Origin of the sequence: Delftia sp. UME58 (assembly GCF_014170385.1) — a bacterium.
Classification (GTDB): Bacteria; Pseudomonadota; Gammaproteobacteria; order Burkholderiales; family Burkholderiaceae_C; genus Comamonas; species Comamonas acidovorans.
On the sequence record NZ_LZZV01000052.1, the window covers coordinates 417965 to 433120 of the forward strand.

The 15156-nt window shown below is 68.8% G+C and carries 13 protein-coding genes; 2 read left to right on the forward strand and 11 right to left on the reverse strand.

Going from position 1 to position 15156, the window contains the following annotated elements:
• Positions 1 to 4: 4 nt before the first annotated feature.
• The 5 genes from A9976_RS14930 to A9976_RS14950 form a co-directional block, all read right to left on the reverse strand.
• On the reverse strand, positions 5 to 1174 hold the full coding sequence (locus tag A9976_RS14930; RefSeq protein WP_183019660.1) for an acyl-CoA dehydrogenase family protein: 1170 nt from the start codon (positions 1172 to 1174) through the stop codon (positions 5 to 7).
• 191 nt (positions 1175 to 1365) lie between these two features.
• Positions 1366 to 2520, reverse strand: a complete 1155-nt coding sequence (locus A9976_RS14935; RefSeq protein WP_183019661.1) for an acyl-CoA dehydrogenase family protein — start codon at positions 2518 to 2520, stop codon at positions 1366 to 1368.
• A 32-nt stretch (positions 2521 to 2552) separates the two neighbouring features.
• Positions 2553 to 3332 carry an enoyl-CoA hydratase/isomerase family protein gene (locus A9976_RS14940; RefSeq protein ID WP_183019662.1) on the reverse strand — a complete coding sequence of 260 codons (780 nt, stop codon included), beginning with the start codon at positions 3330 to 3332 and terminating at the stop codon, positions 2553 to 2555.
• Positions 3329 to 5353 (reverse strand): acetyl-CoA carboxylase biotin carboxylase subunit, encoded by a 2025-nt coding sequence (locus A9976_RS14945; RefSeq protein WP_183019663.1) that lies wholly within the window; start codon positions 5351 to 5353, stop codon positions 3329 to 3331. The genes A9976_RS14940 and A9976_RS14945 overlap by 4 nt, the downstream gene beginning before the upstream one ends.
• Positions 5354 to 5372: 19 nt before the next feature.
• Positions 5373 to 6995, reverse strand: coding sequence for an acyl-CoA carboxylase subunit beta (locus A9976_RS14950; protein ID WP_183019664.1), 1623 nt, complete (start codon positions 6993 to 6995; stop codon positions 5373 to 5375).
• 201 nt (positions 6996 to 7196) lie between these two features.
• Between A9976_RS14950 and A9976_RS14955 the strand changes: the two genes are divergently transcribed.
• The gene (locus tag A9976_RS14955) at positions 7197 to 8792 is read left to right on the forward strand and encodes a long-chain fatty acid--CoA ligase (protein ID WP_220808647.1); all 1596 of its coding nucleotides are present in this window, start codon (positions 7197 to 7199) and stop codon (positions 8790 to 8792) included.
• A gap of 260 nt (positions 8793 to 9052) precedes the next feature.
• A complete protein-coding gene (locus A9976_RS14960; protein ID WP_183019665.1) occupies positions 9053 to 9886 on the forward strand; it encodes an AraC family transcriptional regulator in 834 nt (277 codons plus the stop codon).
• Between the two features lie 11 nt (positions 9887 to 9897).
• Here the strand turns inward: A9976_RS14960 and A9976_RS14965 are convergent, their stop codons facing one another.
• From A9976_RS14965 to A9976_RS14990, 6 genes are all read right to left on the reverse strand, one after another.
• Positions 9898 to 10329: a type II toxin-antitoxin system VapC family toxin gene (locus A9976_RS14965; RefSeq protein ID WP_183019666.1), complete on the reverse strand. Its 432-nt coding sequence runs from the start codon at positions 10327 to 10329 to the stop codon at positions 9898 to 9900.
• Positions 10326 to 10619: a type II toxin-antitoxin system Phd/YefM family antitoxin gene (locus tag A9976_RS14970; protein WP_197954938.1), complete on the reverse strand. Its 294-nt coding sequence runs from the start codon at positions 10617 to 10619 to the stop codon at positions 10326 to 10328. The genes A9976_RS14965 and A9976_RS14970 overlap by 4 nt, the downstream gene beginning before the upstream one ends.
• A 65-nt stretch (positions 10620 to 10684) precedes the next feature.
• Positions 10685 to 11278 (reverse strand): TetR/AcrR family transcriptional regulator, encoded by a 594-nt coding sequence (locus A9976_RS14975; protein ID WP_183019668.1) that lies wholly within the window; start codon positions 11276 to 11278, stop codon positions 10685 to 10687.
• Positions 11279 to 11287: 9 nt separating this feature from the next.
• Positions 11288 to 12064, reverse strand: coding sequence for an enoyl-CoA hydratase/isomerase family protein (locus A9976_RS14980; protein ID WP_183019669.1), 777 nt, complete (start codon positions 12062 to 12064; stop codon positions 11288 to 11290).
• Positions 12065 to 12081: 17 nt separating this feature from the next.
• Positions 12082 to 13254 (reverse strand): ABC transporter substrate-binding protein, encoded by a 1173-nt coding sequence (locus tag A9976_RS14985; protein WP_183019670.1) that lies wholly within the window; start codon positions 13252 to 13254, stop codon positions 12082 to 12084.
• 36 nt (positions 13255 to 13290) lie between these two features.
• The gene (locus A9976_RS14990; protein WP_183019671.1) at positions 13291 to 15147 is read right to left on the reverse strand and encodes a long-chain fatty acid--CoA ligase; all 1857 of its coding nucleotides are present in this window, start codon (positions 15145 to 15147) and stop codon (positions 13291 to 13293) included.
• Positions 15148 to 15156: the final 9 nt, after the last annotated feature.

Below are 15156 nucleotides of genomic sequence, written 5' to 3' on the forward strand. Positions count from 1 at the left end.
CGCTTCAGATGCCCAGCTGGCGCGCGGCCAGGTCCTTCATGATTTCCTCGGAGCCGCCGCCGATCATCATGACCTTGACCTCGCGGTAGATGCGCTCGCTGCGCGTGCCGCGCATGAAGCCCATGCCGCCGAGGATCTGCACCGCCTGGTCGGCGCACAGCTGCATGGCGCGCGTGGCCATGACCTTGGCCAGGCAGGTGCGCGCCACCAGCTCATGGGCCAGGCCCTGCCCTTCGCGCAGCCGCCAGGCCAGTTCATAGACCATGGCGCGCGCGGCCTCGATCTGCAGGTACATGTCCATGAGCTTGTGGCGTATGACCTGGCGCTCGGACAGCGGCGCACCGAAGGTGCTGCGCCCGCGCGCCCAGTCCAGGGCCTCGCGCAGGCAGGTTTCGGCATAGGCGCAGGCGCTGGCCGACATGACCAGCCGCTCGTTGTTGAAGTTGTTCATGAAGACCTTGAAGCCCGCGTTCTCCTCGCCGATCAGCTGCGAGACAGGTACACGCACCTGGTCGAAGCGCAGGTGGGCGGTGTCCGAGGCCCACCATCCCATCTTGCGCAGTTCGGTGCGTTCCAGGCCCGGGCTGTCGCCGGCGATGAGCAGGGCCGAGATGCCGCCCGGCCCCTTGTTGCCGGGCTCGGTGCGCACCGCCACGGTGAACCAGTCGGCGCGCATGCCCGAGGTGATGAAGGTCTTTTCTCCGTTGACGACGTAGTGATCTCCGTCGCGCACGGCCGTGGTCCTGAGTGCAGCCACGTCGGAGCCGCCGCCAGGCTCGGTGACGGCCAGCGCCGAGATCTGCTCGCCGCGCAGCACGCCGGGGATGACGCGCCGCTTCAAGGCCTCGCTGCCCCAGTGCAGCACGGGCGGCAGACCGATGATGTGCGAGGTCAGCGAGGCCGACAGCCCGCCGCAGCCCGCACGCGCCAGCTCCTCGGCCACGACGAACTGGTGGAACACGTCGGCCTCGGTGCCGCCCAGCGCCTCGGGGTAGCCCAGGCCCAGGGCGCCCAGCGCGGCCATGCGGCCGTACAGCGAACGCGGGAAGCTGCCGGCCTCGTCCCAGGCGTTGACGAAGGGCGAGATCTCGCGGTCCACGAAATCGCGCAGGCTGCGCCGGAAGGCTTCATGCCCGGGCGAGAAATAGTGGGGCAGTGGCGGGGAGTCGAACATGCAAGGGCTCCGATATCTCGGTTTTCAACAGGGCTGCGCGTCATCCACACCGCATGAAACTGGCGCGCCCAAGGACAGGGGACAGCAAGGAAGGGCCGCCCCGCACCGAGGCTGGCGTCCCCCTCCCTTGCGAAGCAAGTACGGAGGCGCCGTGCCACGAGGGGAAGGCGCAAAGCGACCCAGGGGGCGTCTCATGCATTTCTTGGAAAGATGCCCATGAACTTGCACAGCACCTGCAGCATCACTTCGTCGGCGCCCGCGCCTATCGAGGTCAGCCGCCCATCGCGGAAGAAGCGCGAGACCGGGCTTTCCATCACATAGCCCATGCCGCCCCAGAACTGCAGGCAGCCGTCGGCCACCTCGCGCACCAGGCGGCCGACCTTGAGCTTGGCCATGGTGGCCACGCGCGTGGCGTCCTCGCCGCGCACCACCATCTCCACGCCCTGCCAGGCCAGGGCCCGCACGGCCGCGACATCGGCCTGCAGCTCGGCCAGCCGGAAATGCACCCATTGGTTGTCCAGCAGCGGCCGGCCGAAGACCTGGCGGCCGCGCGTGTAATCGATGGTCTGGTCGATGGCGCGCTGCGCCATGGCCGTGGCGTTGAGCGCGCCCCACAGACGTTCGGACTGGAACTGCTCCATCTGATAGATGAATCCCATGCCCTCCTCGCCGATGCAGTGGCGCAGGGGCACGCGTACGTCATCGAAATAGAGCTGCGCCGTGTCCGAGGAGTCCATGCCGATCTTGCGGATCTTGCGCGCCACGCTGATGCCGCGCGCCTTCATGGGCACGATGATCAGCGACTTGTTCCTGTGGACGGGGCCATCCGAGGTATTGGCCAGCAGGCAGCAGAAGTCGGCCTGCGTGCCATTGGTGATCCACATCTTGCCGCCGTTGATCACGTAGTCGCCGCCGTCGCGGCGCGCCGTGGTCCTGATGGCGGCCACGTCCGAGCCACCGCCGACCTCGGACACGCCGATGCAGCCCACCCGCTCGCCCCGGATGGCCGGAGCCAGGAACTCGGCGCGCAGCTCGGCGCTGCCGCGCTGGGCCAGGGCCGGCGTGCACATGTCGGTCTGCACGCCGATGGCCATGGGAATGCCGCCGCAGTCGATGTCCGCGATGGCCTCGGCCAGCACGGCGGCGTAGGAGTAGTCCAGGCCCAGTCCGCCATCCTCCACGGGCTTGTTCAGCCCCAGCAGCCCCAGGCGCCCCATCTGGCCGAAGACCTGGTGGGCCGGGAAGATTTCTTCGGCCTCCCAGGCGTCCACATGGGGATTGACCTCCTGCGCCACCCAGCGCCGGACGGTGTCGCGTATCTGTTCATGTTCAGGTGTCAGTTGCATGGTTTGTCTCCTCCTGGGGTCCAGAGTTCTGTCTAGCGGCCCGTGAAGGCGGTGGGGCGCTTTTCGGCGAAGGCGGCCAGACCCTCGCGGGCGTCCTCGGTCTGAGCCAGCAGCGCGATCTGGCTTTCCGTGAAGGCGATGGACTGCTCGAAGGACATGGCGGCGATGGCGCGCATGGCGTACTTGCCACGCCGGATGGCCGTGGGCGACTTGTCTGCCAGGCGCGCAAGCAGCCAGCCGGTCTTGTCGTCGAGTTCCGCCGATGGGACAACGTGGTTGACCAGGCCGTGGCGCAGCGCCTCCTGCGCGTCGAAGGGCTCGCCGCACAGCGCCCATTCGCGCAGCACGCGCGGGGGCACCAGGTCCTTCAGCAGGCTCATCACCTGCATGGGAAACACGCCCACCCTGACCTCGGGCAGGCCGAACTGCGCATGCTCTGCCGCCACGGCCATGTCGGCCATGCAGGCCAGGCCCATGCCGCCGGCCATGCAGGCGCCGTTGATGCGCGCGATGATGGGCAGGCGTGTGTCATGGGCCTCGCGCAGCAGGTCGGCGTAGTCCAGCGTGGGCGTGGCGAAGTCGAAGCGAAAGGCCTGGCCTGGCTGCAGATCGGCGCCCGCACAAAAAGCCGTGTCGCCACTGCCCGTGAGCACGATGGCGCGCACATCGGCATCGGCCTGCGCCTGCCGCAAGCCCTGGCGCAGGCCGGCCAGCACGCCGGCGTTGAGCGCATTGCGCCGCTCGGGCCGGTGGATGGTGATCCAGAAGGCCGTGCCGCGCTTGTCGAGCAGCACTTCGCTGGCTTCGCTCATGACCGGCCCCCCTGTTCCACCGGCACCTGCGCCGGCTCCGCAGCCGCAGTGATCTCCAGCACCAGGCGTCCCGCACCCAACTGCTCCCCCACGGCCGCATGCACGGCCGCCACCACGCCGCCCACGCCCGCCGCGTGTACATGCTCCATCTTCATCGCCTCGACCACCAGCACGGACTGTCCGGCCTGCACCGTGTCGCCCACGGCCACAGGCAACGCGACCACGCGGCCGGTCAGGGACGCGCGGACCTTGCCATCGCCGCCGGCCGTACCGGCGCGCATGGCAGGTTCATGACTGCGGTCCTCGGCCGCATGGGGGGCGCCGTCCAGGTGCAGCCAGAGGTGGTTGCCTTCGCGCTCCCAGGCGACGGCCTCGGTGACATCGTTCAACGTGAAGCGCGCATGGCCCCGGGCAGGAGCGTCCTCCACGCGCAGCAGGGACACAGCGCCGTCCTCTTGCATCTCGAACAGGCACGGTGCCGTGCGGCGTATGCGGGTCCTGCGCGCCTGGCCGTCGAAGACCCAGCGCATGGCCACGGGATGGCGGTGGGCCAGGCCCGCCGCGTCGCCCATCGGCCCGCCCCCGGGCATGGTGGAGGCGGTTTCCAGCAGCAGCCAGCAGGCCACGGCGCGGGCACGGGCCAGCCGGGCTTCATCGTCCTCCTGCAGCAAGGCCTGGCCCTGCTCGGCGATGAAGGCCGTGGTGGCGCCGCCCGCGAGGAACTGACGGTGACCCAGGCAGCGCGACAGAAAGGCCTGGTTGGTCGCCAGGCCCAGCGCCACCAGATCGCCCAGCGCGCGGCGCAGCCGTCTTGCAGCCTCGTCGCGCGTGGCGCCGTGGACGATGATCTTGGCGATCATGGAGTCGTAGTAGGGCGGAACCTCCATGCCCGAGGCCAGCCCATGCTCCACGCGCACGCCAGGTGGCGGCTCCCAGCGGTGCAAGGTTCCGCTTTGCGGCATGAAGCCGCTGGCAGGGTCCTCGGCGCACAGCCGCACCTCGATGGCATGGCCTGCAAAGCGGATGGCGTCCTGGGCTGCGGGCAGCGGCTCGCCGGCCGCCACGCGCAACTGCCACTCCACAAGGTCCAGGCCCGTGACGGCTTCGGTGACCGGATGCTCGACCTGCAGCCGCGTGTTCATCTCCATGAAGAAGAAGCCGCCCTGTGCGTCCAGCAGAAACTCCAGGGTGCCTGCGCCTTCGTAGCCGATGGCGCGCGCGGCCGCCACGGCCGTGGCGCCCATGCGCTCGCGCAGCGCGGCATCGACGGCGGGCGAAGGTGCCTCTTCGATCAGCTTCTGGTGGCGGCGCTGCACCGAGCAGTCGCGCTCGCCCAGATGCACCACGTTGCCGTGGCGGTCGGCGAAGACCTGAATCTCCACATGGCGCGGGCTGGCGATGGCCTGCTCCAGGATCACGGTGGCATCGCCGAAGGCATGCAAGGCCTCGGACTGGGCGCTGGCCAGCGCCTCGGCGAACTGCGCAGCCTGCGCCACCAGGCGCATGCCGCGCCCGCCGCCCCCGGCCGTGGCCTTGATCATGACCGGGTAGCCGATGCGCTGCGCCTCGGCGGCCAGGCGCGGCTGCGACTGGTCCTCGCCCTGGTAGCCGGGAATGCAGGGCACGCCCGCCTCCATCATCAGGCGCTTGGCACCGGCCTTGTCGCCCATGGCGCGCATGGCCTCGGGCGACGGTCCGACGAAGACCAGGCCCGCCGCGCGGCAGGCCTTGGCGAAGTCTGCGTTCTCGGCCAGGAAGCCGTAGCCCGGATGCACGGCGTCGGCGCCCGTGGCGCGTGCGGCCTCGATGATGCGGTCTGCGCACAGGTAGGACTGGGCGGGCAGCGGTGCGCCGATGCAGACGGCCTGGTCGGCCGCCAGCACATGGGCGGCCCGTGCGTCGGCGCTGGAATGGACGGCCACCGTACGGTAGCCCATGGCCCGGGCCGTGCGCATGACGCGCAGGGCGATCTCGCCCCGGTTGGCGACCAGGAGGGTGTGAAAGGGTGTGGCTTGCGGCATGGCGGGAAGGGGCTAGGACTCAGGGACGTGCGACGGAGAACTGCATCGCCTGCGGCTCGCGGGCCTGGGCCTCGCGGCAGATGGCCAGCACATTGGCCAGCACGGCGCGCGTGTCGCGCGGGTCGATCACGCCGTCGTCCAGCAGCCGTGCGCTGGTGGTGAAAACGCTCATCTGGCTGTCGAATCGCTCGATGATCTGGCGCTCCAGCGCATCCAGCCTGGCAGCATCGACCTCGCCCTTGCGGCGCATGCCGGCCTCGGTGACGATGCGCATGGTGCGCGCCGCCTGCTCCCCCCCCATGACAGCCGTCCTGGCATTGGGCCAGCTGAAGCAAAAGCGCGGATGAAAGCCTCGCCCGCACATGCCGTAGTTGCCCGCGCCGAAGGAGGCGCCGCAGTAGATGGTGATCTGGGGCACGGTGGCGTTGGTCACGGCCTGGATCATCTTGGAGCCGTGCTTGATGATGCCGCCCTCCTCGTAGGCACGCCCCACCATGAAGCCGGTGGTGTTGTTGAGGTAAAGCAGCGGTGTGCGCGCCTGGCAGCAGGCCTGGATGAAGTGCGTGGCCTTGGTGGCGCCGTCGGCATCGATGGGGCCGTTGTTGGTGATAACGCCCACGGCCCAGCCCTCGATGCGCAGGGTGCCGCAGACCGTGGCGCTGCCGTAGTTCCGGCCGAACTCCAGGAACTCCGAGCCATCGGCGATGCGTGCGATCACCTGCTTCATGTCCACGGGCCGCTTGTAGTCGGCAGGCATGATGCCCAGCAATTCCTCGGCGTCATAGCGCGGCGGCCTGAAGGAGCGCCGCACCGTGGCCGGGTCGGCACCGCGGTCCCAGTCGATCTGGCCCAGGATGGAGCGCGCAATGCGCAGCGCGTCGCGGTCGTCCTCGGCCAGGTAGTCGCCCAGACCCGAGACCGAGGTATGCATGACGGCACCACCGAGTTCCTCCTCGGTGGCCACCTCGCCCGTGGCGGCCAGCAGCAGCGGCGGCCCCGCGAGGAAGGCGCGCGAGCGGTCGCGCACCATGATGATGTAGTCCGACAGCCCCGTCTGGTAGGCGCCGCCGGCCGTGGACGATCCATGCGTGACCGTCACCACCGGCAGGCCCGCAGCCGACAGCCGTGCGAGATTGCGGAAGGTGCTGCCGCCGTGGATGAAATCCTCCACGCGGTAGGCCATGAGGTTGGCACCCGCGCTTTCCACCAGCTGCACATAGGGCAGCCTGTTTTCCAGCGCCAGCTCCTGCATGCGCAGGGTCTTTTCCAGGCCCATGGGCTGCAGCGCACCCGCATCGATGCCGCAGTCGGAGGCCTTGACCAGGCAGCGCACGCCGTTCACATGACCGATGCCGGCGATGATGCCGCCGCCGGGCACGCTGCGCTCCGGGTCGGGTGTGTCCATGCAGTAGCCGGCCAGCGTGCCCAGCTCCAGGAAGGGCATGCCGGGGTCCAGCAGCAGGGACAGTCGCTCGCGCGGCAGCAGCTGGCCGCGCTTTTCGAGGCGTTCGCGCGCGGCCTCGGATTTTCCGACGGTGCGCTGCTCCAGCGCACGCACGCGTTCGAGCTGGCCCAGCGTGGCCGCACGGTTGGCCTGGTAGCTTTCGCTGCCCGTGGCGATGGTGGATTCGATCAATGGCATCTGGACCTTCTTGCAATCCCCGCGCGGCGCCGGCCGCGTGCTCCGGGTATGGCATTCAGTCTAGGAACCGTCCGGCCCGCTGTATTGCGGCAACCTGCTGACCCGGCCTTCGTTCGCTTCAGCAGGATTGCGCAAGCCGCAGGCCACCAAAGCTGGGAGCATGCGGGCAAATCCCGGACGACGCACCAAGGAGACGCAACGATGCCCGCCACCGCCCCCTGCACCCAGGAACAGATGGGAGGCCAGCCCTCGCAGCCACCGGCCATCGGCATGGCGCAGTGGATGCGCGGGCGCGCGCTGCGCTCCGGACCGCGCCCGGCGCTGAGCTTCGAGGGCCTGACCTGGAGCTATGGCCAACTGCAGTCGCAGATAGAGCGCGCGGCGGCCGTGCTGGCGCAGGGCGGGCTGCGCCCCGGCATGCGCGTGGCCTACCTGGGGCTCAACCATCCGATGTTCCTGGTCACCATGTTCGCCGCATCGCAACTGGGCGCCATCTTCGTGCCGCTGAACTTCCGGCTGGCGGAGCCCGAGCTGCACTACATCGTCAACGACGCGGGCGTGCATACGCTGGTGGTGGCCGCCTCCCACCACGAGACCATCGCCGGCATCCGCGAGGGCCTGTGCTGCGCCCGCTACTGGAATGCCGAAGGCGAGGCCCGGGACAGCGCCCTGTGGCCGGACCTGGCGCAGGCCATGCGCGGCACGGCGCCCATGGCGCAGGCACCCGCCGCGCCGCTGAACGACGACGTGGCCCTGATCATGTACACCTCGGGCACCACCGGCCGACCCAAGGGCACCCTGCTGACCTGCGGCAATTTCTGGTGGAACCATGTGGGCGAGCTCTACAGCATCGACGTGCTGGCGACGGACCGGCTGCTGGTCTTCGCGCCCATCTTCCATATCGGCGGCCTCAATGTGCTGACGCTGACCACCCTGCTCAAGGGCGGCCATGTGGTGCTGCACCGCAGCTTCGATGCCGAACGTGCCCTGCACGACATCGCGGCCCATGGAATCACCACGGTGTTCGCGGTGCCGGCCATGCTGCTGTTCATCAGCCAGTCGCCGCAGTTTGCCGCGGCCGACCTGTCCTCGCTGCGCCTCATCGTCTGCGGCGGAGCGCCCTGCCCGGAACCGCTGCTGCGCGCCTACGGCGCCCGCGGCATAGGCGTGCAGCAGGGCTACGGACTGACGGAGACCGCAGCCCTGGTCACGGTGCTGGCCGAGGAATACGCGCTGGACAAGCTGGGCTCGGTGGGACACGCAGCGCTGCTGACCCAGGTGCGGCTCATCGATCCGGCAGGCGAAGAGATGCACGCACCCGGCGAGCGCGGTGAGATCTGCGTGCGCGGCCCCAACGTGGCGCGCGGCTACTGGAGGCAGCCCGAGGCCACGCGCCAGGCCTTCTCGCCCGAGGGCTGGTTCCGCACGGGCGACGTGGGCTACCGCGATGCGGACGGCTTCCTGTACGTCTGCGACCGCGTCAAGGACATGATCATCACGGGCGGCGAGAACGTCTATCCGGCCGAAGTCGAAAGCGTGCTGGCCGGCCACCCGGCCATTGCCGAGGTCGCCGTCGTCGGCGCGCCCGACCCACGCTGGGGCGAGGCCGTGGTGGCCGTGCTGGCCCTCAAGCCCGGCCAGTCACTGGAGCTGGAGCAGCTGCAGGCCTTCGCTTCCGCGCGGCTGGCCCGCTACAAGACGCCGCGCCGGCTGCACCTGGTGCAGGCGCTGCCGCGCAATCCCACGGGCAAGATCCTCAAGTACCAGCTGCGGGAGGCGCTGAAGGTGCAGACCTGAGCGGCGGCCGGCTGCACGCACCACCGCCTTCCTCCTGCGCCCCTCACAAGGGGCGCGCTCTTTCATCGCCCTGCATCAACGGTCAACGGCTGGCCGGCCGCACCGGTCTGCGTATACCCCGATAAAAAACCAATCAGTTGCTTTCTAAAATGCCATCCAGGAGCCTGGCCGCCAGCGCCGCGCTCCACGGCGCCTTCCCGTTGGTTTGCACTGCCCTCAGGGCAGCCCGTCACGACAACGATCTCCCAGGAGACCCCGCCATGCCGCCCCAGCCTTTACGCCCGGAAATCACGCTGCCGCATTCTCTGCCCCAGGAGCCCCGGGTCATGTGGCTCAATGCGGACCGCGCTGTCTACAGCGGCCTGCTGGGCCAGCCGCGCGAACGCTGCCTGGGCGGCCACGCGGTGTATTTCTCGCTGCGCGGATCGCACCGCGTGCGCCTGGGCGACGGTGCCTGGGAGCACAGCCGGCTGTCCATCGTGCCGGCGCATGCGCGCCATGGCATCGAGGCCAGCGAACGCACCATCTGCAACCTGCTGATCGAGGCCGAAACCGTGGACACGCAGCGCCTGCCATCCGAGCTGCTGGGTGCCGGCGGTGCCGTGCATGACGCGGCGCTGCTGCAGCGCATGCACGACGGCCTGTCCTGCCTGCTGCCCCAGCTGCAGCTGCACGAGCCGGGCCATGGCGTCAGCACGGCCGAGTTCGACCGCATTTTCTTCGGCGAACCCCTGCCGGCACCGGCCCGCGATGCGCGCGTGCAGACCATCATCGACCGGATCAAGGCCGAGCCCGGCAGCCCCGCGTCCGCACTGCGCTGTGCCAGCGACATCTGCCTGTCCGAGTCGCGCTTCCTGCACCTGTTCAGCCAGGAGGCCGGCGTGCCCTTTCGCCGCTTCAAGACCTGGAAGCGCGCCCGCGCCTTCCTCAGCTACGTGACCCAGGACATGAAGCTCACCGACGTGGCCCTGGACGCCGGCTACCCGGACGCCACGCATTTCAGCCACTCGATACGGCAGGTCTACGGGCTGACGCCGAAGTCGATCTTCGCGGGCAGCCGCAGGCTGGCGGTGTTTGCGGGAGCGGGAGGCTGAGGTGCAAGTCCCTATGGCGATTCCTGCCAGGGATTGAGCAGGGGCACGCCGGTCATGGCATAGCCGCCCGTGTCGCGGCTCACCATGGTCATTCCGTGGTGCAGGGCCGTGGCAGCAATGATGAGGTCAGGCTGGGAAAAGGTATGCCCCATCTTGCGACCCTCGTGCACCAGCAACCGCCATCGGAACATGACATCCTCGCTGACGCCCAGCACGCGGTTCTCGAACATGGGCCGCAAGCTCAGTTGCAGCCAATCCATGAGCACGGCTCGCTTGTGGACGTCGTCAATCAGCTCGATGCCAAAGCGTATTTCCGCGAAAGTCACGGCACTGACGAAAAGGCTTTCGAATGGCTGGGCACGCAGGAAGGCCAGCACCTTGGCCTCGGGGCGAGGACGCCGCAGCTCCGAGAGGATGTTCGTGTCGAGCAGGTAGCCTTTCACAGCTCCACATCCCGCACGGGAGCGGCCTCGGATGATGCCGCCGCCAGGTCGATATCCCTCCAGGGAGATGCCTGCATGACGTCGATCAGCGCCTGGCCCGTGCGCGCGCCCTGCAGGCGGCGAAAGTCTTGCGCCGTGATGACGACGACTTCATCGCGGCCGTGCACGGTGACGTGCTGCGGCCCCTCGCTGTGAACGCGCCGCACCAGTTCACTGAAGCGCGCCTTTGCGTCTTGCAGCAACCAATGCCCCGGCTGCGGCGCCGGCCGGCTGGACGTGGCTTTGTTCATGGATGAAGATCTGGTCATGCTGACCAGATTATCACGGTGCAGATAGGGCGGCAAGCCGTGCGGCATCACGCCCGTGGCCCCAGCACCCAATCCACCAGCCGATCCGCCACGGCCTGCGGCGACAGCGGGCCTTCGGGCCGGTACCAGGAATAGACGGAGTGCAGCGCGCCCAGGAAGAAGTAGCACTCCATCTTCTCGGCCCGGCCGGCAAGGCCTGCATCGTGCAGGCCCTGCAGCGCGCGCGTCCACAGCTGCTCGTAGCGGCGGCGCAGGTCCACGATGGCGGCGCGGTTGGTGCCTTCCAGGTGGCGCCATTCGTCCACCACCAGCGGCGCCATGCCGATGCGGTCCTCCAGCAGGTGGGCCAGGTGCTCGCGCGCCAGCGCGCGGAAGTACGCGGCCGGCGCCATGCTGCGCGCATCGATGGCCTCCAGCACCTGCAGGCAGGCGCGCAGGCCATGCTCCACGCCGGCGAACAGCAGGTCCTGCTTGCTGGCGAAGTGGTAGAAGGGGCTGCCCGACTGCATGTGGGCGGCGGCGGCGATGTCACGCATGGAGGTGCCGTTGAAGCCCTTTTCACGGAACAGGCGCGCCGCCGCGATGACCAGTTCCTCGCGCCGGTTGTCGCTGTGGATCTCGCTCTTGCGCGGGCGGGCCATGGCGGCGGGTCAGGAAAAGCGCGAGAAGTCCGGCGCGCGCTTGGCAAGGAAGGCCGAGCAGGCTTCCTGGACCTCGGCGCCGGCGAAGCGGGTCTCCAGCGCCTGGCATTCATCGCGCCAGGCCCGGGCATAGGCAGGCTCCACGGCGCGGCGCAGCAGCCGCTTGGTGGAGCGCAGCGCAGCCGGCGGCAGGGCCGCCAGCGCGGCGGCCGTCTCCTGCGCGCGCCGCTCGGCCTCGGGCGCCGGCAGCGCCTCGCTGGCCAGGCCCGCACGCACGGCAGTGGCTGCATCGAAGGGCCGGGCCAGCAGCAGCAGTTCGGTGGCCAGGCGACGGCCCGCATGCTGGGCCAGCAGCACGGTCGATCCCAGCTCGGGCACGATGCCGATGCGAGTGAAGGGGAACTGGAAGCTGGTGCCCTCCTCGGCATAGACGAAGTCGCAGTGCAGCAGGATGGTCGCTCCGCCGCCGATGGCCGCGCCATGCACACAGGCCACGATGGGCTTGGCAAAGCCTTCCAGCGTCTGCAGGCAGCGCGCCAGGCCCGTGTCCATTGCGCCGCCTTCGGGAAAGGGACCGTTCAGAAAGGCCTGCAGATCACCGCCGCTGCTGAAGGACTTGCCTTCGGCCGAAAGCAGCAGGCAGCGCACCTGCGGGTTGGCGGTGGCGTCATGCAGCACCGCATCCAGGTCGGCGAACCATTCGTCGCGCATGAGGTTGTGGGCGCCGGGCGCGCCGAAGCGCAGGTGCAGAATATGCCCGTCCAGCCGGGTGCGGAAGGTGCTCATGTGTGGATGCTCCTGCGTCATTTGGCGTAGCCGGAGACCACCTTCCAGCGCCCGTCCACGACCTGCGACAGCCGCGACTCGTCGCTGCCCAGGCGCTTTTGTGCGCTGAACGAGATCATGGGAAAGCCGAACATGTCGGGCTCGAAGCGCATGGAGTCCATGGCCTGGATGAAGCTGTCGGTGCTCAGGCCCTTGCCGGCCTTGTTCGCGGCCTGGGCGAAGTGGTCCACGATGACGTAGCCATAGACCGAGAAGACATTGGGATCGTCGCCAAACCGCGTCTTGTACTTGTTGGCCCACAGACGCAGCGGCCCCGAGGCATCGTCCAGGTAGGGGTGCTGGGCCGTCATGGTGGTGAGCAGGCCCTCGACGGCCTTGCCGCCCAGCCGTGTAACCACCTCGGTGTACGAGGCCGAGGTCGACAGGAAGGTGGGCTCGAAGCCGCTTTTGCGCGACTCGGCCATCACGCCCACCGTCTCGCGGATGGTCGTACCCAGGATGACGAAGTCGCAGGAGGCCGCCTTGAGCCGCGCCACCTGCGAGGAAAAGTCGGTGGCACCGCGCTTGTAGGTGGTCTTCTCGGCCAGTTCCCTGCCCCCCGCCTTGAGGCCGGCCTCGGCGCCGCGCAGCACCTCCAGGCCGAAGTCATCGTCCTGGTAGACCACGCAGGCCTTCTTCGCGCCCTTGTCGGCCACCAGCTTCGGTGCGGCCAGGCGAACCTGGTCGTAGTAGGTGGCAGCAAAGGAGTACTTGAGCCGGTGCAGCGGCTCGTACATCTCGCGCGCCGCCGTCAGCGGGTAGAAGTTGATGATGTTCTTCTCGAACTGCACCGGCATGGCCGCCATGTTCTGGGCCGTGCCCAGGTGGCCGGCCACGAGGAAGACCTTGTCGCGGTTGACCAGCTTTTGCGCGGCCAGCACGGCCTTCTTGGGGTCGTAGCCGTCGTCCTCCACGATCAGGCGCAGCTTGCGCCCGTGGATGCCGCCCTGCTCGTTGACCTCGTCCAGCCGCATCAGCATGCCGTTGCGCGCGGGCTTGCCCATGGCCGCCACGGGGCCGGACAGGTCGAGGATGGAGCCCAGCAGGATCTCCGTGGGCGTGACGCCCTGCTGCTGGGCGTGGGCCGAGCCCGAAGCCAGGGGCCCCAGGGCTCCCAGCGACACCAGGGCCGCTGCGTGGATGCTTTTCATGTCCGTCTCCTTCGCTTGTGGTGGATGGCTGCCGGTTCAGGCGTACATCGCCTCGATCTGCGCCGCGTACTTGGCCTGCACCAGGCGGCGCTTGAGCTTCATGGTGGGCGTCAGCTCCTCGTCCTCGGCCGTGAGCTGGGTCTCCAGCAGATAGAACTTCTTGACCTGCTCCACGCGCGCGAAGCGGGTGTTGACGCGGTCGATCTCCGACTGCACCAGGGCCTGCACCTCGGGCGCGCGCGTGAGGCTGGCGTAGTTGGAGAACGGCACGTCGCGCTCCTGCGCATACTTTTCCACGTTCTCCTGGTCGATCATGAGGATCGCGGTCAGGTAGGGGCGTTTGTCGCCTATGACCACGGCGTCGGTGATGTAGGGACTGAACTTGAGTTCGTTCTCCCACTCGCTGGGCGCCACGTTCTTGCCGCCGGCCGTGATCAGGATGTCCTTCATGCGCTCGGTGATGCGCAGGTAGCCCTGGGCGTCCACCGTCCCCACGTCGCCGGTGCGCAGCCAGCCGTCCTCGCTGAAGCTCTCGGCCGTCTTGGCCTCCTGGTTCAGATAGCCCATGAACACATTGGCGCCTCGCACCTGGATCTCGCCAGTGGCCGGGTCCACGCGCACCTGGTTGTAGCCGGCCGCGGGGCCTATGGAGCCTGGCACGATGCGGCCCGGCGGCATGCAGGTGGAGGCGCCGCAGGTCTCGGTCATGCCCCAGACCTCGAGCATGGGCACGCCCAGCGCCAGATACCAGCGCACCAGGTCCGGCGAGATGGGCGCGGCGCCCGTGATCAGGTAACGCGCCCTGTCTATGCCGATGGATTTGCGCACATTGCCCAGCACCGCCCAGCGCGCCAGCGTGAAGGCCACACGAAGGCCTGCTCCCACGGGACGGCCAGCCAGCACGGCATCGGCCACGCGCGTGCCCACGCCCAGGGCCCAGGCATAGCCGGCGCGCTGCAGCGCCGTGGCCTCGCGCAAGGCCAGGGTCACGGCCGAGTAGTATTTTTCCCAGACGCGCGGCACGCCCGCGCAGACCGTGGGCGCGATCTCGCGCATGTTCTCGGGCACGGTCTCGGGGTTCTCCACGAAGTTCAGCCGCGCGCCCGTGTACAGCGAGAAGTACTCGCCGCCCACGCGCTCGGCGATATGGCACAGCGGCAGAAAGCACATGCACTCATCACTCTCGTGGCGCGGCAGGATGGTGTTGTAGCCACGCACGGTATGCACCAGCCCCTGGTGCGAATGCATGGCGCCCTTGGGCTTGCCCGTGGTGCCCGAGGTGTAGACCAGAATGGCCAGGTCCCCGGGCCGCACGGCGGCCGTGCGCCGGGCCACGGCATCGGGCTCGCCAGCCAGGTGGCTGCGGCCCAGGGCGCGCAGTTGCTCCAGGCTGATCACGCCTGCATCCTGAAGGCCACGCAGGCCCTTCATGTCGAAGACCACGATCTTGCGCAGTGCGGGCAGGCGGCCGCGCACCTCCAGCGCCTTGTCCAGCTGCTCGTCGTTCTCCACGAACAGCACGGCGGTGGCCGAGTCCTCGCACAGATACTCGACCTGACTGGCTGCGTCGGTGGGATAGATGCCATTGGCCACGCCCCCGCAGGACAGCACGGCCAGGTCGGTCAGCACCCATTCGATGACGGTGTTGGACAGGATGGAGACGGTCTCGCCGGGTGCCAGTCCCAGCGCCAGCAGGCCGCCCGCGATCTCGCGCACAGCCTCGCCCACCTCTTGCCAGGTATGGCTGCGCCAGATGCCCAGCTCCTTTTGCCGCAGCCAGACACGGTCGCCGCGCAGGGCCACGGCATTCCAGAACAGGGCGGCAACGGTCTCGCCGTCCAGCACGCTGTGCGGCTGGGGTTCTATGCGGTGCAGGTTCCACAGGCTGGGCATGTTCCTATT